This window comes from Rhodococcus opacus B4, assembly GCF_000010805.1.
Taxonomy (GTDB): Bacteria; Actinomycetota; Actinomycetes; order Mycobacteriales; family Mycobacteriaceae; genus Rhodococcus_F; species Rhodococcus_F opacus_C.
Genome location: NC_012522.1, coordinates 6,115,143 through 6,132,629, shown reverse-complemented (window position 1 = coordinate 6,132,629; position 17,487 = coordinate 6,115,143). Strand labels below are relative to the sequence as shown.

The window sequence follows — 17,487 nt, the reverse complement described above, 5'->3', positions numbered from 1 at the left end:
ACCGATCGGGGTAGCGCACTGACGATGGTCACCACGGCAGCAGGCAGTTTCGGGCCTCTCGTCTCGGCCGGTCCAGCGCTGGTCTGGGTCGTCGTCCTCACGTTCGTGTTCATCGAGTGCGCCGTGATTCTGGGCCTGTTCCTGCCCGGCGACTCGATGCTGATCACCGCCGGGATCGTGCTGGCCAATCACGCCTCCGGCACGGGCCACGTGTGGGCGCTGTCGGTCGGCGCGATGATCGCCGCCATCTGCGGAAATCAGGTGGGATACGTCATCGGTCACCGCACCGGCAACCGCATCCACGCCCGCAAGGGCGGGAAGTATCTCAACTACACCAATCTCCACAAGGTGAATGTCCTGCTGGAGAAGCACGGATTCTGGGCAGTCCTCGTCGCCCGCTGGATTCCGTGGATCCGCACGCTGTGCCCGCTGGTCGCCGGTGCGGCCAAGATGAACCACACCAAGTACACGATCGCCAGCAGCATCGGCGCCGTGTTCTGGGCGCCGGTGCTGCTGCTCATCGGCTTCTACTTCGGCTCGTTCCTCGACCGGGTGTCGTGGCTGATGCCTGCGGTGCTCGTCGGGATGGTCACGCTGCTGGTGATCGGCACTGGCCTCGGGGTGTGGCACTACCGGCAGGAGATGGCGCGGCCGCCCGAAGACGTGGCCGTCGAGGAAGTCCTCGACTAGCACCGCGCGTTCCCTCCGGCGGCCGCCCACGCCCACGCCCGATGTCACATTCGTCTAGTCGAACGGAACGAATGTCACATCGGGCGCGGAAGATGATCGGTGTGGGCGAGACCTCGTCCCGCGACTACTGCGCGACGGCGCCCGGCACCTCCGCGTACTGGCTCTCGGGGCGTGGCAACCCGAAGTGGTCGCGCAGCGTGGTGCCCGCGTACTCGGTGCGGAACAGTCCGCGCTCCTGCAGGATCGGGACCACCTTCTGCGCGAACATCTCGAGACCGCCCGGGTAGTACGGCGGCATGACGTTGAAACCGTCCGCGGCACCCTGGGTGAACCATTCCTCGATGGTGTCGGCCACCTGCACCGGCGTTCCGACCACCACCCGGTGACCACGCGCGCCGGCGAGGCGGTGCAGCAGTCCGCGCAGGGTCGGGTTCTCCCGCTCGACGATGCCGGCGATCACCTGCAGACGGCTCTGCTTGTTGTCCGTGACGTCGCCGGCGTCCCCGAACAGTCCGGCGGGCACGGGGGCGTCGAGATCGAGGTGCCGCACGCTCGAACCGGTGAGACTCTCCAGCTGGGCGATTCCGTACTCGGGCGAGGTGAGTTCGTTGAACTCCCGCTCCAGCTCACGCGCCTCGGCCTCGGTGTCGCCGAGGAACGGGCTGATGCCGGGGAGGATCTTCACGTGCTCCGGGTTGCGGCCGAACTGCAGCGCACGCTGCTTGACGTCCGCGTAGAACGCCTGCCCGTCCGACAGCCGCTGGTGCGCGGTGAAGATGGCCTCGGCGTACTGGCCCGCGAACGCGCGACCCTCGTTGGACGCACCCGCCTGCACCAGCACCGGGTATCCCTGCGGCGAGCGCGGCGCGTTGAACGGACCCCGCACCCGCAGGTGGCGTCCCACGTAATTGATCTCGTGGATCTTCGACGGGTCCGCGTAGATGCCTGCGGCCTTGTCGATGCGGATGGCGTCGTCCTCCCAGCTGTCCCACAGCTTGACGGCCGCGTCGACGAACTCCCGCGCCCGCGCGTAGCGGTCGGCGTGGTCCGGGTGGCTGGGCAGCCCGAAGTTGGCGGCCGCCACCTCGGTTCCGGTGGTCACGATGTTCCAGCCGGCCCGGCCGCGGGAGATGTGGTCGAGGGACGCGAACAGCCGCGCGAGGTTGTAGGGCTCGAAGTACGTCGTGGACGCGGTCGCGATCAGCCCGATCCGTTCGGTGGCCGTCGCGATGGCCGTCAGCAGCGTGATCGGCTCGAGCGCTCCCGCTGCGCCGTGCTCGACGTCGCTGCGCAGCGCGGGGCCGTCGGCGAAGAAGATCGCATCCAGCTTCGCGGCTTCCGCGGTCCGTGCGATCTCCTGGAAGTAGGAGACGTCGTACAGCCGCTCGGGCGTCGTGAGCGGGTGGCGCCACGCCGACTCGTGGTGCCCGGCCGGGTAGATGAACGCGTTGAGACTCAGCTGCCGCTGTTGATCTGACATAACGAACTGTCTAACAGCGCCGAATCCGGGGCGATACGGTTATTTTTCGCGTGATTCGAACCGTCGCCTAGCGTCGTGGGTACCCCGCGGCGGACACCGTGTGCGCGGCCTCCATCAGCATCCAGCCACCGAGCTGGACGGACATGTCGCGTTCCGGGATCCCGGACGAGCGCACGGTGCCCCCGGTGAACGTGGCGATTCCCCCGCCCAGCCCCGGTAGCTGCGCCTGCTCGGTCCAATCGTGGCCGAACAGCGGCTGCCCCTCGATCTGCAGCCGGTTCTCCCACGCCGATTCCGCGGAGGTCAGCACGAGCTGGGCGGCGATCTCCCGTGCCCGGATGTCGGCGGGCGACTCCCACGGCAGCATCACCGCGGTCAGCGCCAGATACCGCGCGAGGATCCCGTTGAACAGGCCCCCGTCTCCCCCACCGCCGCCGTCGATGACGCCGTGGGGTGCGAGATGCTCGTCGATGGCGTCGACCAGCCGATGGGTCCGGTTGCGGTGCCGCGGCGAACCGAGGCGCACGGCGAGTTCGGTTTCGAGTCCGAGCACCACACCCTGACAGTAGGAGTAGATGTTCCGTTCGATTTCGCCGCCCGGGTGGATGCCGTCGACGATCAGGTTGGTGCGCACGTCCCGCAGCGTGTCGTCGATCCAGTCGGCCGTGGCCTGGGCGCGCCACAGCTTTCCGGTGCGGGCCAGCATGATCCCGGCGGGCCCGTTGGCGGGTGCGTTGTAGAAATTCGAGCCCTTCCGCCACGGGATGCCGCCCCCCGCCTCGGGCGCCCAGGCGTCGAACAACTGGGATTCGAGCGCCTGCACCGCACTTCTGTTGTCTATGAAGTGCATTCGCTGGGCACGTTCGAGGGCGATCCCCAGCCAGGCCATGTCGTCGTAGTAGTTGTTGGTCCAGCCCGACACGTTCCGGAGACGGTGGCTGCGCGCCAGTTTCACGATGCGACGACGACGGCGCGGCGTGGGGTCGCGTTCGAGTGCGTCGACGGCGCAGTCGAGCAGGTGGGCCTGCCACCAGTAGTGCCAGCTGAAGAACAGCCGTTCGCGCCGCACCGCCGGCCAGGCGACGACGCCCAGGGTGGTGCCCGGGAGCGCCCACAGCCGGCGAAGGTGCCTGCTCACCACCGCTTCTTCAGCGGCGTCCGCGCGCGCCGACCACGAGTCCTGCATAAGAGTTGATCTTGCCTATTCGCCGGGGGTTCCGCTACCACGCACGGTCGAGGTCGGCGTGCTGACGAACCCACGCATGCATGGCGATTCCCGCGGCGACGCCCGCGTTGATGCTGCGGGTGGAACCGAACTGGGCGATCGACACCGTCATCGCCGCAACCCCTTTCGCCTGGTCGGTGACTCCCGGCCCCTCCTGGCCGAACAGGAGCACGCAGTCGCGGGGCAGGTTCGCCGTCTCGAGCGGCACCGACCCGGGCGTGTTGTCGACGGCCACGATGGTGAGATCCCTCTCACGTGCGAAGTCGACGAGTCCGTCGACGTCCGGGTGGTGGAGGACATGCTGGTACCGGTCGGTGACCATGGCGCCGCGCCGGTTCCAGCGTCGACGTCCCACGATGTGGACCGCCGCCGCGGCGAATGCGTTCGCGGTGCGCACCACCGTCCCGATGTTCGCGTCGTGCCCGAAGTTCTCGATGGCCACGTGGAGCGGGTGACGACGGCTGTCGATGTCCGCGACGATCGCCTCCCGCGTCCAGTACCGGTAGGCGTCGACCACGTTGCGGCGATCGCCGCCGGCCAGCAGTTCGGGGTCGTAACGCGGGTCGGCAGGGACCGGGGTGTCGTGCTCCTCGGTCCACGGGCCGACGCCGTTCGGGTTCTCCCCCCATTCGGTGGGACCCGTCTCGGCGACCTCGGCCTCCACCGGGCCGGTCTCGACTCCGCTCACGACGTCAGAACGTCTTGTTCGAATCGGGGGCGACGGTGAATCCGTGCGACGTCTCGTCGTTGGTGCACGTGACGGCCGTGGCGGTGGTGCCGCAGGTGTAGCCGAGCTTGGTCAGTTTCGAGCCGGCGGGCAGGGCCGCGTCCGGTTCGTCGCCGCCCGACGTGTAGACGAGGCCGCCGGCACACATGAACGACGCCTCGCCGTCGTTCTCGACGCGGATGCCGTGACCCCAGTCGACCATGCAGTCGTCCGGACGCGGGGGCACCGGGGTCGTCGACCCCTGGCAGCCTGCCTCGGTGCGGTTCGGCAGCTTGATGATGCCGCACTGGAACCCGCCGTCCGGAGACGTGAAGAAGTACGACTCGTTGTGCTCGTACGGGACGTCGACGAGCGTCGTGGTCGGCGCCTCCGTCGTCGTCGGCGGCGGCGCGACGGTCGTGGTCGTGGTGGTCGGTGGAACCGTGGTCGTGGTGGTGGTCACAGAGGCCGCGGCCGTCGTCGTCGACGTCGGCGGAGCCACCGCGTCCGAGGACCCACCACACCCTGCGAGCATCATGGCCGAGCCAATGCTCAGACACACCAACGACACCCGACGCCACGCCATACGGCCACCTCCACACACGCTTACCTGCTGCCGACACTGCACTCTAACGGCAGTGCGGCGACGGGGCCGCTTCGGCGAGGCCGGGACGGGTTAATCTGGAGGTGGAGGCTATCGATGAATCATCAGCGCATCGTGCGGACGGTCTGCTTCGTCACGGTCGGCTACGTCATCGTCCTCGCCGTCTGGCTGGGATGGTTGATCCAGCACACCCCGCCGGCCACCATCCCGTACCAGATCATGGGATTGGTCGCGGCCTTCGGCTCGGCGCTGGGATTCGGGATGATGGCGGCCGGGCGGCCCAGCCGCGCCAACCGCAAACTCGAACGGCACGGACTCGAGGGCTGGGCCCGCATCGAGCACGTCACCCCGCTTCGCCGCACCCCGGACGACGGAGAACTCACCGAACTGGACCTCCGGCTGACCGTGCCCGGCTCGGAGAGTTACGCCGGACGCGTGGTCTACGAGGTACGGCGGGAGAACGCGACCCGATTCGTGCCCGGCGAGACGATCACCATCCTGGTGGACCCGAACGACCGGGACCACATCATGCTCTGCCCGTGATTCGATGCCGCCCGAGCGCGAGCATGCCCTCGACGAGCATCAGCTGGGCCGCGGCGTAGCTGGCGAGGATCAGCCCTTCGGCCGCGGCCCTGCCCCGTTCTCCCCGGATGACCAAGCGCCGCAACACGATCAGGCCGTCGGAGGCGGTGAACAGCAAACCGCCCACGCCGAGCCAGCTGCGTCGGTCGGCTCCCGGCACGGCCACCTTCGCGACGATGTCGGCGCCGGGCGCGAGGGACGGATCGGCCGAGAGGCTCGACGTGGTACCGAGTAGCGAGCCGTACGCGGTCAACGGTGCGGCGACCTCCTTCGCGCGCCCACGGAGCAGCGCCGCCGCCCCTGCCCACCCCGAGAGCCGGGGCAGCAAGGCCGGCACGGTGGGACGGGCGCCCCGGCGCAGCAGCAGCGCGGAGTAGGCGACCTGCATGACGGCGAACGAGGACGCGCCGCGCACGAGACGGGCGTCGTCGTCGGGGTCGATCATGAAGACGTCCCCCACGGTCGCGGCGGTGAGCCCGGCGAGGAGAAGCGCGACGTCGGCGGGGTCGGTGCCCGCGCGCCTGCGCAGCACCCGGACGGCGAGCGCGGGCGCGATCAGTGGTTTCGCCGCGCGCTGCAGCCGCTCCCGCCCGGTGACGGCTCCGACCACGGTGGCCAGCGTCGCACCGGCGAACACCGCGTGCTCGGCACCCCAGTTGTTCTTCGACTTCACGTCTTCCTCCCACGCTTTCGGATGTGCCGAGGTTACCGGTCCGAACAGTGGTTGACTGGAGAGTGGATGTCACGGAGACTCCGCGATTGTGAGGCACAGGTGATGGCAAAACAGGCGCGCGCGGCGGCCACCCGCCATCAAGTATTGGAAGGTGCGGCGCTGAGCTTCGAGAAGCTCGGGTACGGCGGCGCGAGCCTGAGCGGCATCCTCTCCTACGCCGATGTCACGAAGGGCGCCTTGTACTTTCATTTCGAGTCCAAGGAGGCGCTGGCCTGGGCGGTGATCAAGGAACAGCACGCGATGGCGATGCTGGCGGCGCAGCGCGTGCTCGCGACGGCGCAGTCACCGATGGAGGCGATCCTGTTGTGCGCCAAGGAGATGGCACGCCAGCTGCTGACCGAGCCGATCGTGCGGGCGGGTGTGCGACTGACCCTCGAGCTCGGGACGTCCCGCGGCCCGGCCACCGATCCGTACATCGACTGGACCGACACTCTCGTCGCACTCGCGGGCAAGGCGCGGGAGGCCGGGCAACTGCGCGCGACCGTCGATCCCGCGGCGCTGGCCCGTTTCCTGGTCAGTTCGTTCACGGGCATGCAGTTGGTGTCCGAGGCGCTGACCGGGCGTGCCGACCTGTACGAGCGGCTGGCCGACATGTGGGACCTGCTGCTGCCCTCGATCGCGTCGCCGGACATGCTGCCGCGCCTCCTCGAACTCGCGGCACTGCGCGACGACGTCGCGTCCTGACTCAGACGCCGGTCTGGGCAGGTTCCGCGGGGACGTCCGGCGCCGGATGCGGCAGGTCGAGCGGATGCGACTGCGTCGGCGCCGGCTGGACGACGGCGATGCGGGCGCCGTCCGGAATCGCATCGACGGAACAGATGGTTCCGAAGACGCCGAGCCCGCCGAACAACGCCAGCAGGCCGTAGGCCAGGAACGTCGACGTCCGCTCGACAGCTGATCGTGGTTCACCGGCCAGTGCCGTCGTGGTGCGCCGCGAGTACACGGCCCTTCGCTCTCGGGGATTTCGGCTGAGTTCCACCATGTGGCCCTTCTTCGCATGATCAGTCGTGCGGATGGTGTCGGGTCGACGCTTACGAGTCTGTCGTGGCGGCGGCCGGGTGTCGCTGCCCCCAGGGATGGAATGCACTCCACCCAGGGTTCGACGGCCCGGCCGGGAACGCCGGGCTGTGGGTGGTTATGATCCGGACCACACCATTTGTACGCATAGCGGGGCTTCTGTCCGCTTTGCGTACATCGTGAGCATTGCCCGAGCAGGAAGGCCTCATGACGACCACCGAGGAACCGGCCCGCAGCGAAGACGCGCAGGCGCGCCCCCCTCGCTTCGAACGACCGCCGTGGCCGCCCGCCGGCCCCCGCCGCCTGCTCCGCGACCTCGGCGGCACCTACGCCGCCAACGGGCTGATCGGGCTGATCTTCTCCGCGACCGGTCCCGTGGCCGTGATCCTGGCCGCCGGTTCCGCGGGCGGACTGTCGCCCGGGCAGATGGCGTCGTGGATCTTCGGCGTCTTCTTCCTCAACGGCATCCTCACCGTCCTCGCCAGCTGGCTGTACCGTCAGCCGCTCGCGTTCTTCTGGACGATCCCCGGCACGATCATCGTCGGCGGCTCGCTCACCCACCTGTCGTGGCCGGAGGTGCTCGGGGCGTTCCTCGTGACCGGGCTCCTGGTCCTCGTCCTCGGCCTGACCGGGCGGGTGCGCCAGGTCATGGCGATGCTCCCGATGCCGATCGTCATGGCGATGGTCGCCGGCGTCTTCCTGAAGTTCGGCACCGACCTCGTTCACGCCGTGGGAACCGATGCGGCCGTGGCCGTTCCGATGGTCGTCGCCTTCGTCCTCCTCGCGTCCCGCGCCGCGCTCGGCCGGTGGATGCCCCCGATCCTGGGCGCCCTGCTCGTCGGCGCGGCCGCGGTCGCGGTCACGGGCCGCTTCCACCCCACCGGCACTGGCACAGCGTGGATCGCGGCGCCGATGTTCCAGGCTCCGCAGTTCACCTGGCAGGCGATCGCCGAACTGGTCGTCCCGCTGGCGATCACGGTCATCGTCGTGCAGAACGGTCAGGGTGCAGCCGTGCTGACGTCGGCCGGCCACAAGCCGCCGATGAACGTCGGCACCGTCCTGTGCGGGGTCTGGTCCCTCGCCACCTCCGCCGTCGGAGCCGTGTCGACGTGCCTGACGGGGCCGACCAACGCCCTGCTGGTGGCGTCGGGGCAGCGCACCCGGCAGTACACGGCGGCCGTCGTCTGCGGATTGCTCGCCGTGGTCGTGGGCCTGTTCGCCCCACTGTTCGTTCAGCTGATGCTGGCCACCCCGGCCGCGTTCGTCGCGACGCTCGGCGGTCTGGCGATGCTCCGGGCGCTGCAGGGGTCGTTCGTCGCCGCGTTCAGCTCCCGGTACACGCTCGGCGCGCTCGTGACGTTTCTGGTGACCGTCTCGAACGTGCAGTTCCTCAACATCGGGGCGGCCTTCTGGGGACTGGTCATGGGACTGCTCGTGTCCCGGGTGATGGAATCGGGTGACTTCCGGACGGGATGATCCGTCACCGTCCCCGCCGCCACCACCGCCTGCCCGCTCGGGACGGGTCCGGTGCCGGTTCCGGGGGCGATTCCTGCTGCGGCTTCCGCACGTACTGCTTCTGCCGGCGCCAGGTCGCGACGACCTCGTCCGCGTCGACCGGGCTCACCGGGATACGCGGGCCGGACGGCGCCCGCAACCACTCGACGATCTGCAGGTTGAGCTGCGCCACCACGTCCCGCACCGCCTGCTCGGACGGCATTCCACGGATGGTGTCGGGCAACCGCTCGATCTCCCTGCGCAGTTGCAGCGGCGTGGGGAGCAACGAATCGGTCGGCAGATTCTCGCGCCGGAGGTAATTCTTGACCCACCACAGTTCGTCGTCGACGTCGCCCCCCGGAATCGGCTTGCCCGAGCCGGGGAGATTGTCGAAGTCGCCGCGCTCCTGTGCGAGCCGGATCTGCTTGTCGATCCAGTTCTCGAAGCTCACCCCGGGAGGCTTACGCTCGGTCACGCACGCCATTCTTCCAGGACCGAGTTCAGCCCGCCTCGGCGTCGGCTCCCGTGTAGAACGCGGTCGTACGGTCGCCGGCCGCGGTCGCCGCGGCCTCCGGAGTCCCGAACGCGATGCTCGCGTCCCTCCACTTCGCGCTACTGGCCGTGACGAACTCCCGGCCCTCGTCGCTGACCGACCAGGCCTCGCTCTCCTTCGGGTCCATCGGCTCCCCCGGTCCCAGGTGCAGGAACAGCCCCAGGACGCCGAGCTCCCAGCCGACACCGGTCGCCCCCGGACCGTATTCGTCCCAGAACTTGTCGTCGACGTGCGCCGTGTGCCGCAGCTCGAAACGGGTGCCCCCGCCCGGGTCCGCGGTGAAGGACACGTCGATCCAGCTGACGTCGCCGCCGTACTCCCAGGTCGCGGTGAATCCGTTCGGCGGATCACACGTCAGGATCTCACCGCCGGCGTTGCCTTCGAGCTGGTAGCGGCCGTGCAGGCGCAGGTCGCCCGTTACCGGCATGAACCACCGCGGGATTCGCTCGGCGTCCGTGCAGGCGTTCCACACCTCCTCCACCGTGGCGTCGTAGGCGCGTCCGATCGTCACGGTGCGGGCCTCACCCGCCTCGAGCGTCCGGCTGCCCACCGACCGGCGTACCGCGTTGATCTGCTGCGTCACATCGATCATCGATCGCTCCCTTGCGTCGGGTCTGTTCCGTCCCCGCCGGACGGTCGTTGCTTGCGGCGCCCCCGCGCGATCTCCGTGGCCAGTGCGTCGAGCCGCGGCGTCCAGAAGCGCCGGAACTGGCCGAGCCACGCGTCGATGTCGCGGAGCGGTTCGGTCTCCACCGCATACAGCCGTCGCGGACCGTCGCGTCGGACGGTGGCGAATCCGTTCTCCCGCAATACTTTCAGATGTTGAGACACGGCAGGTTGCGAGATTCCGAACTCGGCACCGATGACGTCACTGACCGCACCGGACGTCTTCTCGTCGTCCGCGATCAGCTCGAGAATCCGGCGGCGGACCGGATCACCGAGTACGTCGAAGGCGTGCACTCGATTTATATTTCAGCCTTTGCTTATATAAGTCAAGACGCAAACGATCGGTGAACACTTGCCAAGGCGCCTCGCTCCTTTTACTGTGACACCACGTCTCAGTTAAATGGACTGACGGCGAACGTTCCGGATCCGCCCCAGGAAAGCGACATGACAGCGACCACCCCCGAGCACGCCGCAGCACCCGAGAGCAGCGGAGACGAGCGGCACCTGCGCGTCGTCGTGATCGGCGCCGGCCTGTCCGGGATCGCCGCCGCCGTCAAACTCGAACGCGCGGGCATCACGGATTTCGTCGTCCTGGAGAAGTCCGATCGCGTCGGCGGCGTGTGGCGCGAGAACACGTACCCCGGATGCGGTGTCGACATTCCGGCACCGGTGTACTCGTTCTCGTTCAACCCCAACCCCGGATGGCGCAGCAACTTCGCACTCCAGCCGGAACTGCTGTCCTACATCGAGCGCACCGTCGCCGAGTTCGGCCTGCAGTCGAGGATCGCGATGCACACCGAACTCCGCGAGGCCGTGTGGTCGGACGAGCGCCGACGCTGGATCCTCGACACCAGCCGGGGCACGATCGTCGCCCAGCACGTGATCTTCGCGGCGGGCCCGATCACCGAACCCAGCACTCCCGCGGTCCCCGGCATCGACGGATTCGGCGGCGACATCTTCCACTCGGCCCGCTGGAACCACGACGTCGACCTCACCGGCAAGAAGGTCGCGGTCGTGGGCACCGGCGCGTCCGCGGTGCAGTTCATCCCCGAGATCCAGCCGGACGTCGAGGCGCTGTACGTGTTCCAGCGGACTCCGGCCTGGGTGGTGCCCCGCCTGGACTTCCCGTTCCCGCGGATCGCGCAGTGGGTGTTCGCGCGGGTCCCGACGACGCAGCGCGCGCTGCGGCAGATCCTCGACATCGTCCTGCGGACGCTCACCTGGGCGATGCGCCGGGAACGCACCGCCCGGCTCCTCAACCCAATCGGTACCCGCTGGCTCGCCCGGCAGGTGCCGGACCCGGCGCTGCGCGCGGCCCTGACCCCGGACTTCACACTCGGATGCAAGCGCCTCCTGCTGTCCAACACGTATCTCCCGGCACTGACGAAGAGCAACGTCGAGTTGATCCCGCACGCCCTCACCGAGGTCGACGGCCGCGTCGTCGTCGGCGCCGACGGCACCCGCCGGGAGGTCGACGTCCTCATCTTCGGCACCGGCTTCGACGTGAGCCACCCGCCGATCGCGAGCCGGATCCGCGGGCGCGACGGGGCGCTGCTGTCGGAGAAATGGTCGAAGAGTCCCGAGGCCTATCTGGCCACCACGACACCCGGCGCACCGAACGCGTACATCATGCTCGGCCCGAACATCCTGGTGTACAACTCGTTCCTCGGCCTGGCCGAGACCCAGCTCGACTACGTGATCGACGGAATCACCCAGGCCGAGCGGCAGGGCATCGAAGTGCTCGAGGTGCGTGAGAAGCCGTTCCGCCGGTTCAACGACGCGGTGCAGAAGGGCCTGGAGCCGACCGTGTTCAACAACGGCGGGTGCAGCAGCTACTACCTCGACGCCGACGGCAGGAACTTCGCAGCGTGGCCGTGGTCCACCGGGTCCCTGCGCCGTCGCCTCGCCCGCTTCGATTTCGAGAACTACGCCGTCCGGCCGTACCGGACACAGCCGTCCCGCGCCCCTCACCCGTCAGGAAAGTCACGATGATCGAGATCCATCACACGGCCGTCGCCGGCGCGCCCGTCGCGGGCGCCTTCGACTACGTCGACGACTATCGCCACGTCCCGTCCTGGATGTTCGGGATCACCAAGTTCGATCCGATCGGTGAACAGGATCGGGGGCTCGGGGCCGTCTACGACGCCGCGATGAAGATCGGCCCCAAGACTCTCGGTTCGGTCGTGAAGGTCACTGGGTGGGAACGGAATTCGCTGATCGAGCTCGAGTCGATCGATGGCCTCTACACCCACTCGCGGTGGCAGTTCGACGCCGTCGGCGAGACCGAGACCCGCCTGACGGTCGATTTCCGCTACGACCTGCCCGGTGGGCTCGCGGGCAAGGCGCTCGGCAGGATCATCGAGCCCTTCGTCGCGCAGGCGATCCGCAACACCGACGCCACGCTGCGGCGCCAGGTGGAGGAAGTCGCCCGCCGGTCGGCCTGACCCCCGGCTGTTTCATCCTCGTGTGACAAGTGGAACAGCCGGCGCCTGTATACATAGATAGTTAGCCTATGTAACATGTTTTCCATGGACGACGACACACGGCTGCACAGCCTGCTCGTCGACCTGGTCACGAATTCTCACCGATTCACCAGGCTCGCGAGCTCCTTCGGATCCGAGGACCATCCCCGGCCGTGGACACGTGCCCTCGCCCTGCTCGACGACCACGGCGAACTCCGCATCAGCGAGTTCGCCCGCATCGACCGCTGCTCGCAACCATCCGCGACCGCCCTGCTCCAGAAGCTCGCCGATCGCGGATACGTGGCCCGCCGCCCCGATCCGGACGACGCCCGGGCAGTCCGGGTGTCCATCACCGACCTCGGACGCGACTGGCTGACCGTGGCCCGCAACGAAATCGCGGGCGCCCTCGCCCCGCACTTCGCGGACCTCGAACCCGGGCAGCTGGAACGACTGACGCAGGGACTGTCCGAACTGCGTTCGATCGTCACGTCGCCGGCGCGCGCCTGACGACCCATCCACCCCGAAACACATCGAAGGAGGTGGCCGTGAGCACCACGACCGCAACCGTCACGAACAGCAGCGAGGCGCCACCGAGCCTCCTCCACCAGCCGAAATCGGTGTGGGCCGTCGCCTTCGCCAGCGTCATCGCGTTCATGGGCATCGGGCTCGTCGACCCCATCCTCAAACCGATCGGCGAACAACTGAACGCGACCCCGTCCCAGGTGTCGCTGCTGTTCACCAGCTACATGCTGGTCACCGGTGTCGCGATGCTCATCACCGGCGTGGTGTCGAGCCGGATCGGCGCCAAGAAGACCCTCCTGACCGGTCTCGCCGTCATCGTCGTGTTCGCGGCGCTGGCCGGAAGCTCCGGCACCATCGCCCAGATCGTCGGCTTCCGCGCCGGCTGGGGACTGGGCAACGCCCTGTTCATCGCCACCGCACTCGCCGCCATCGTCGGCGCGGCCAGCGGCGGCGTCGCGCGGGCCATCATCCTCTACGAGGCCGCGCTGGGCATCGGCATCGCCGTCGGCCCGCTGGTCGGCGGTGTCCTCGGCAACATCAGCTGGCGCGCACCGTTCTTCGGCGTCGCAGCCCTGATGGCCGTCGCGTTCATTCTGATCGTCGTGATGCTGCCGTCCGCCCCCAAGCCGGAACACCGCACGTCGATCGCCGCACCGTTCCTCGCCCTGCGCCACCGCGGCCTGCTCACCGTCGCGATCACCGCGCTGCTCTACAACTACGGCTTCTTCACACTGCTCGCGTACACGCCGTTCCCGCTGGACATGGGCACGTACTCGATCGGATTCATCTTCTTCGGCTGGGGCCTCGCACTGGCCGTCGCGTCGGTGTTCCTCGCCCCGCGCCTGCAGCGGCGCTTCGGCACGCTACCGATGATGATGGTGGCCCTCGCGCTGTTCGCCCTCGACCTCGCCATGATGGCCGCGTTCACCGACAACAAGACCGTGCTCATCGTCGGCGTCGTGCTCGCCGGGCTGTTCCTCGGGGTCAACAACACCCTCATCACCGAGACCGTGATGATCTCCGCCCCCGTCGAGCGGTCGACGGCGTCCGCGGCCTACAGCTTCGTCCGCTTCGTCGGCGGCGCCGCCGCACCGTGGGTCGCAGGCAAGCTCGGGGAGAGCAACATCCACCTGCCCTTCTGGGTCGGCGCGGTGTGCACCGCCGCCGCGATCCTCGTCCTCGCGACCGGCCGTAAGGTCCTCGCCCACGTCGACGAGCACGATCCCGCACCACACAGCGTCGACGAGGCACTGGCCGTCACGGCAGGCGACGCCGACTGACTCGCTGACGTGAGTGGCGACGTGTGCCCCGGCACGCTTCGCCACTCACCTGTGCGGTCAGAGGTTCAGGTCGGGGAGGCCGAGGAGCGAACGGTACTCGAGACCCTCGGCCGCGATGACGTCGCCGGCCCCGGTCGCCCGGTCGACGACGGTCGCGACACCCACGACGATCGCCCCCACGTCGCGCAGCGCCTTCACCGCGGTGAGCGGCGAGTTGCCCGTGGTCGTGGTGTCCTCCACGACGAGTACGCGCTTGCCCACGACGTCCGGTCCCTCGATCTGCCGCTGCATCCCGTGCGCCTTCGCGGCCTTACGCACCACGAACGAGTCGATCGGCCTGCCCGGAGCGTGCATCACGGCCATCGCCACCGGGTCTGCGCCCATCGTCAGCCCGCCGACTGCGTCGAAATCCCAGTCCGCCACCAATTCACGCAGCAACTTCCCGATCAGCGGGCCCGCCTCGTGATGCAGCGTGGCGCGGCGAAGGTCCACGTAGTAGTCGGCTTCCTTGCCCGAAGACAACGTCACCTTGCCGTGCACAACAGCCAGCTCGCGCACCAACGCGGCCAGATCCTCGCGATCACTCATGCCCGAAACCCTACCCACCTCTACGTGCGGGCACGCCCCCGGCCGAACACGTTGGTCAGCCGCCGGACCAGACTCTTCGGGACGAGACGCCCGGCGGTCGTCAGCACCTTGTACTGGAGGCCGGGAACGCTCACGACCTTGCCGTCCTCGAGATCGGCCAGCGACGCCGCGACGACCTGGTCGACGCTCAGCCACATCGCATTCGGAATCGAACTCATCTCGATGCCCGCGCGCTCGTGGAACTCGGTGCGGATGAATCCCGGGCACAACGCCTGGATCCGCACACCCGTGCCGCCCAGCCCGTTCGCCAGACCCTCGGAGAACGAGATCACGTACGCCTTGCTCGCCGAATACGTCGACCCCCGCCCGGACAGCAGTCCCGCGACGCTCGCCACGTTGATGACGGTGCCGTTCGCCGCCGCGATCATGCCGGGCAGCGCCGCGCGGGTCAGCTGCATGACGGCGGTGACGTTCACGTCCAGCTGGGACTGCAACAGCTCGGGCGTCGCGGTCCAGAATTCGCCCGACGTACCGAATCCGGCGTTGTTGACCAGTACTTCGACACCCTTCCCGAGGCGTTGCGCCACCTCCTCGCGCCCGGACGCCGTCGCCAGATCGGCCTGCAGGATCTCGGACTCGGTGTCGAACAGCGCCTTCATCTCGTCGGCGAGGGCGTGCAGGCGGGTGTCGTCACGCGCGACGAGCACGAGGTCGTAACCGAGGGACGCGAACTTCCTCGCGAAACCGGCACCGAGCCCCGACGTCGGGCCGGTGACGAGGGCAACAGGTCGGGCTGAGCTGGGGGGCGTCGACATACCGGTGACGGTAGCAAGGCGCTGCGCGCCTGTGCGCGGTTAACGAGTCCAGGGACTCGTCAACCACTCACGAGCGCGGAGCGCCCGGCGGCGGCGTCGGACGCTTCTGCGGCGTGGGACGCGCTTGGGGGGCGGGGCGTCCCTGCGGTGCCGGACGTCCCTGCGACGCTGGGCGTCCCTGCGGTGCGGGGCGCGCTTGTGGCGAGGGACGTCCCTCCGGTGCGGGGCGTGCTTCCGCGGGGGCGCCGTCACGCAGTCGAGGCCTGCTCGGGTCGTGATGGCCACGGTCCAATCCGCTCGGCTCGGTGACCGGGGGCAGGACGTGCAGGATGCCGGACAGCCGGGCGACGGCCTCGATGGCCGAATCCCACTCCCGGCCGCTGCTGCCGATGGGCAACGAACCGAGGGTCCACTCGCCCTCGCTCCACAGCATGTTCACGTGCGGCGGCACCGACTCGGTGAACGCCACCATCCGCTGATCGCAGACCCTGCGGGCGATCTCGAGGTCGGTGGCGAACACGACGCGCGGTCCGATGGCGCCGAGCAGGTCGAGGTCCGAATCCTTCGGCGGCGGGGTGGACTTGAGGCGGAGATCGATGTCGACGTCCGAACCCACCCGGCGGCGCACCGCGACGATGGTCGCGGTCTCCTCGAGGTCGAACAGGATGAAGGACTCGCCGCGGCGTTCGCCCTTCACCACGTCGATGGCGCTGAGGTATTCCTGCTTGGCCAGCGCGGCCCGATGGAACTGGGCGGGCAGCCGCTCTTCGACGTTGTCGTACGTGTAGCCCTGGGCCTTGGCCCAGATCTGCCGCACCCGGCCCGTCTGATCACGACGCGAGCGATCGAAATAGAGCAACGCGCACGCGCCTGCGAGTGCGATCAACGCCAGTAAGAACCACATTCCGGTCATCGTTGATCAGCCTAGCGAGTCGAGGGCGTAACGAGGGTAGGCGGTACCGGGACACCCCGTGTCGGTTTTGACCGAACCGGTTCGAGGGCCGTGTCCGCCGCCACGGGTGGGCCTAGTTGCCACCGAGCTTGGGCAGCTCGGTGCTGATGATCGTCTCGGCCATCATCGTGCCGTTCTCGACCTTCGTCCCCTGCACCATGACGGTGAACCCGGGCTTCAGATCGGCCACCGTGGTGCCGTCGAGTGCGATCACGTTGGTCTGCGCGTTGGTCTGGACCGTCAGCTTCGAACCGCCGAGGGCATCGAGGGTGAGCGTGGTGCCGTCGTTGGTGCTGATCGTCCCGAACGCGGCACCCGCAGCCCCGATGGCCTCGCCGATACCGCCGGGAAGTTGATCGAGCGGCGACTCGGAGGTCGTCGACGGCGGCGCAGTCGTCTTCGGCGGTGCAGTGGTGGCCGGCGGACGGGACGTGGTGGGACCCGCCGCGGTGGTGCTCGACGAGTTGTTCGGCGCCGTCGTGAACAGGGCGACACCGAAGCCGATGACCGCGATCAGCAGCAACGCGGCGGCCGCGGCGGCGATCCACGTGCCGATCCGGCGAGGCTTCTTCTCCTCGGTGGCCTCCGCGACCGGCGCCTGGTACTGCGATCCCGGGTACTGGCCGTTCGGGTACTGGGCGTTCGGATACTGCCCCGTCGGGTACCCGCCCTGGTACTGCTGGGCCTCGTAGGGCGGATACGCCTGCGTGGCGTTCGGCGGCGGAGCCTGCTGGTCGAACCGCGGGTCGTAGGCCGGGTACGCCTGCGTCGGATTGGGCTGGTTCTGCCCGTACGCCGCGGTCGGGTCGGACGTGTAGAACTGCTCGGTCGGCCCGGCGGCGGTGCCCAGGTATTCGGTGCGATGGCCGGACGAGCCGAGGTGCTGGGTCGGCTGGTCCTGCCGCGACCACGCCTGGGTGGGGTCCTCGTCACGAGCCGGTGACGCCGAATCGTCGGTCGTCCACGACTCGGTACCGTCGTACGCGCGCTCCTGCGGGGTGCGCGGATCGTCGGGGTTCGTCATGATCGGCCCCTCCCTCGGGTTCGTGTGGCCGGTGTCCTGCGGTTACGGACCGTCCAGGGTAGCGGCGAAACTTAAGACGGCACTGTGAAAACAC

General features: G+C 68.7%; 21 protein-coding genes. 8 read left to right on the top strand and 13 right to left on the bottom strand.

The features are described from left to right. The first annotated feature begins 24 nt into the window (after positions 1 to 24). Positions 25 to 690: a DedA family protein gene (locus ROP_RS27815; protein ID WP_015889355.1), complete on the top strand. Its 666-nt coding sequence runs from the start codon at positions 25 to 27 to the stop codon at positions 688 to 690. A gap of 124 nt (positions 691 to 814) precedes the next feature. Here the strand turns inward: ROP_RS27815 and ROP_RS27810 are convergent, their stop codons facing one another. The 4 genes from ROP_RS27810 to ROP_RS27795 form a co-directional block, all read right to left on the bottom strand. Then, entirely contained in the window at positions 815 to 2,170 is a 1,356-nt protein-coding gene (locus ROP_RS27810) for an LLM class flavin-dependent oxidoreductase (RefSeq protein ID WP_015889354.1), read from the bottom strand. Between the two features lie 67 nt (positions 2,171 to 2,237). Further along, positions 2,238 to 3,356: a glycoside hydrolase family 76 protein gene (locus tag ROP_RS27805; RefSeq protein WP_015889353.1), complete on the bottom strand. Its 1,119-nt coding sequence runs from the start codon at positions 3,354 to 3,356 to the stop codon at positions 2,238 to 2,240. A 34-nt stretch (positions 3,357 to 3,390) separates the two neighbouring features. Continuing rightward, on the bottom strand, positions 3,391 to 4,083 hold the full coding sequence (locus tag ROP_RS27800) for a TrmH family RNA methyltransferase (protein WP_015889352.1): 693 nt from the start codon (positions 4,081 to 4,083) through the stop codon (positions 3,391 to 3,393). A 4-nt stretch (positions 4,084 to 4,087) separates the two neighbouring features. Continuing rightward, entirely contained in the window at positions 4,088 to 4,687 is a 600-nt protein-coding gene (locus ROP_RS27795; protein ID WP_043825451.1) for a hypothetical protein, read from the bottom strand. A gap of 114 nt (positions 4,688 to 4,801) precedes the next feature. Here ROP_RS27795 and ROP_RS27790 point away from each other — a divergent pair, with 114 nt between their 5' ends. Next, positions 4,802 to 5,248 (top strand): hypothetical protein, encoded by a 447-nt coding sequence (locus ROP_RS27790; protein ID WP_015889350.1) that lies wholly within the window; start codon positions 4,802 to 4,804, stop codon positions 5,246 to 5,248. Here ROP_RS27790 and ROP_RS27785 read toward each other — a convergent pair. Then, complete coding sequence (locus ROP_RS27785; RefSeq protein ID WP_015889349.1) at positions 5,232 to 5,960, bottom strand: lysoplasmalogenase; 729 nt, start codon at positions 5,958 to 5,960, stop codon at positions 5,232 to 5,234. The two genes, ROP_RS27790 and ROP_RS27785, sit on opposite strands and share 17 nt — an antisense overlap. Positions 5,961 to 6,062: 102 nt before the next feature. On the opposite strand from ROP_RS27785, the gene ROP_RS27780 reads away from it, so the two are divergent. Continuing rightward, the gene (locus tag ROP_RS27780) at positions 6,063 to 6,704 is read left to right on the top strand and encodes a ScbR family autoregulator-binding transcription factor (RefSeq protein ID WP_015889348.1); all 642 of its coding nucleotides are present in this window, start codon (positions 6,063 to 6,065) and stop codon (positions 6,702 to 6,704) included. A 1-nt stretch (position 6,705) separates the two neighbouring features. Here ROP_RS27780 and ROP_RS27775 read toward each other — a convergent pair whose 3' ends face one another. Further along, positions 6,706 to 7,002 carry a hypothetical protein gene (locus ROP_RS27775; protein ID WP_043825448.1) on the bottom strand — a complete coding sequence of 99 codons (297 nt, stop codon included), beginning with the start codon at positions 7,000 to 7,002 and terminating at the stop codon, positions 6,706 to 6,708. A 242-nt stretch (positions 7,003 to 7,244) separates the two neighbouring features. On the opposite strand from ROP_RS27775, the gene ROP_RS27770 reads away from it, so the two are divergent. Next, positions 7,245 to 8,513, top strand: coding sequence for a benzoate/H(+) symporter BenE family transporter (locus ROP_RS27770; protein ID WP_015889346.1), 1,269 nt, complete (start codon positions 7,245 to 7,247; stop codon positions 8,511 to 8,513). A gap of 4 nt (positions 8,514 to 8,517) precedes the next feature. Here the strand turns inward: ROP_RS27770 and ROP_RS27765 are convergent, their stop codons facing one another. The 3 genes from ROP_RS27765 to ROP_RS27755 are packed head-to-tail and all read right to left on the bottom strand — an operon-like array spanning position 8,518 to position 10,044. Beyond that, positions 8,518 to 9,015 (bottom strand): DUF1992 domain-containing protein, encoded by a 498-nt coding sequence (locus ROP_RS27765; protein ID WP_015889345.1) that lies wholly within the window; start codon positions 9,013 to 9,015, stop codon positions 8,518 to 8,520. 16 nt (positions 9,016 to 9,031) lie between these two features. After that, positions 9,032 to 9,676, bottom strand: coding sequence for an SRPBCC family protein (locus ROP_RS27760; protein WP_015889344.1), 645 nt, complete (start codon positions 9,674 to 9,676; stop codon positions 9,032 to 9,034). Continuing rightward, the gene (locus ROP_RS27755) at positions 9,673 to 10,044 is read right to left on the bottom strand and encodes an ArsR/SmtB family transcription factor (RefSeq protein WP_015889343.1); all 372 of its coding nucleotides are present in this window, start codon (positions 10,042 to 10,044) and stop codon (positions 9,673 to 9,675) included. The genes ROP_RS27760 and ROP_RS27755 overlap by 4 nt, the downstream gene beginning before the upstream one ends. Positions 10,045 to 10,194: 150 nt before the next feature. On the opposite strand from ROP_RS27755, the gene ROP_RS27750 reads away from it, so the two are divergent. The 4 genes from ROP_RS27750 to ROP_RS27735 all read left to right on the top strand — a co-directional run bounded on the left by ROP_RS27750 (position 10,195) and on the right by ROP_RS27735 (position 14,014). Then, positions 10,195 to 11,742 carry a flavin-containing monooxygenase gene (locus ROP_RS27750; RefSeq protein WP_015889342.1) on the top strand — a complete coding sequence of 516 codons (1,548 nt, stop codon included), beginning with the start codon at positions 10,195 to 10,197 and terminating at the stop codon, positions 11,740 to 11,742. Then, the gene (locus ROP_RS27745) at positions 11,739 to 12,194 is read left to right on the top strand and encodes an SRPBCC family protein (RefSeq protein WP_015889341.1); all 456 of its coding nucleotides are present in this window, start codon (positions 11,739 to 11,741) and stop codon (positions 12,192 to 12,194) included. The genes ROP_RS27750 and ROP_RS27745 overlap by 4 nt, the downstream gene beginning before the upstream one ends. Before the next feature lie 84 nt (positions 12,195 to 12,278). After that, the gene (locus ROP_RS27740; RefSeq protein WP_043825445.1) at positions 12,279 to 12,719 is read left to right on the top strand and encodes a MarR family winged helix-turn-helix transcriptional regulator; all 441 of its coding nucleotides are present in this window, start codon (positions 12,279 to 12,281) and stop codon (positions 12,717 to 12,719) included. Between the two features lie 32 nt (positions 12,720 to 12,751). Further along, on the top strand, positions 12,752 to 14,014 hold the full coding sequence (locus ROP_RS27735) for an MFS transporter (RefSeq protein ID WP_043825443.1): 1,263 nt from the start codon (positions 12,752 to 12,754) through the stop codon (positions 14,012 to 14,014). Positions 14,015 to 14,071: 57 nt separating this feature from the next. Here ROP_RS27735 and pyrE read toward each other — a convergent pair whose 3' ends face one another. From pyrE to ROP_RS27715, 4 genes are all read right to left on the bottom strand, one after another. Next, positions 14,072 to 14,602 (bottom strand): orotate phosphoribosyltransferase, encoded by a 531-nt coding sequence (pyrE, locus tag ROP_RS27730; RefSeq protein WP_015889338.1) that lies wholly within the window; start codon positions 14,600 to 14,602, stop codon positions 14,072 to 14,074. Between the two features lie 20 nt (positions 14,603 to 14,622). Next, positions 14,623 to 15,417, bottom strand: coding sequence for an SDR family NAD(P)-dependent oxidoreductase (locus ROP_RS27725; protein WP_015889337.1), 795 nt, complete (start codon positions 15,415 to 15,417; stop codon positions 14,623 to 14,625). Positions 15,418 to 15,484: 67 nt separating this feature from the next. Continuing rightward, complete coding sequence (locus ROP_RS27720; RefSeq protein ID WP_015889336.1) at positions 15,485 to 16,330, bottom strand: hypothetical protein; 846 nt, start codon at positions 16,328 to 16,330, stop codon at positions 15,485 to 15,487. Between the two features lie 112 nt (positions 16,331 to 16,442). Further along, positions 16,443 to 17,393 carry a hypothetical protein gene (locus ROP_RS27715; RefSeq protein WP_015889335.1) on the bottom strand — a complete coding sequence of 317 codons (951 nt, stop codon included), beginning with the start codon at positions 17,391 to 17,393 and terminating at the stop codon, positions 16,443 to 16,445. Positions 17,394 to 17,487 lie beyond the last annotated feature (94 nt).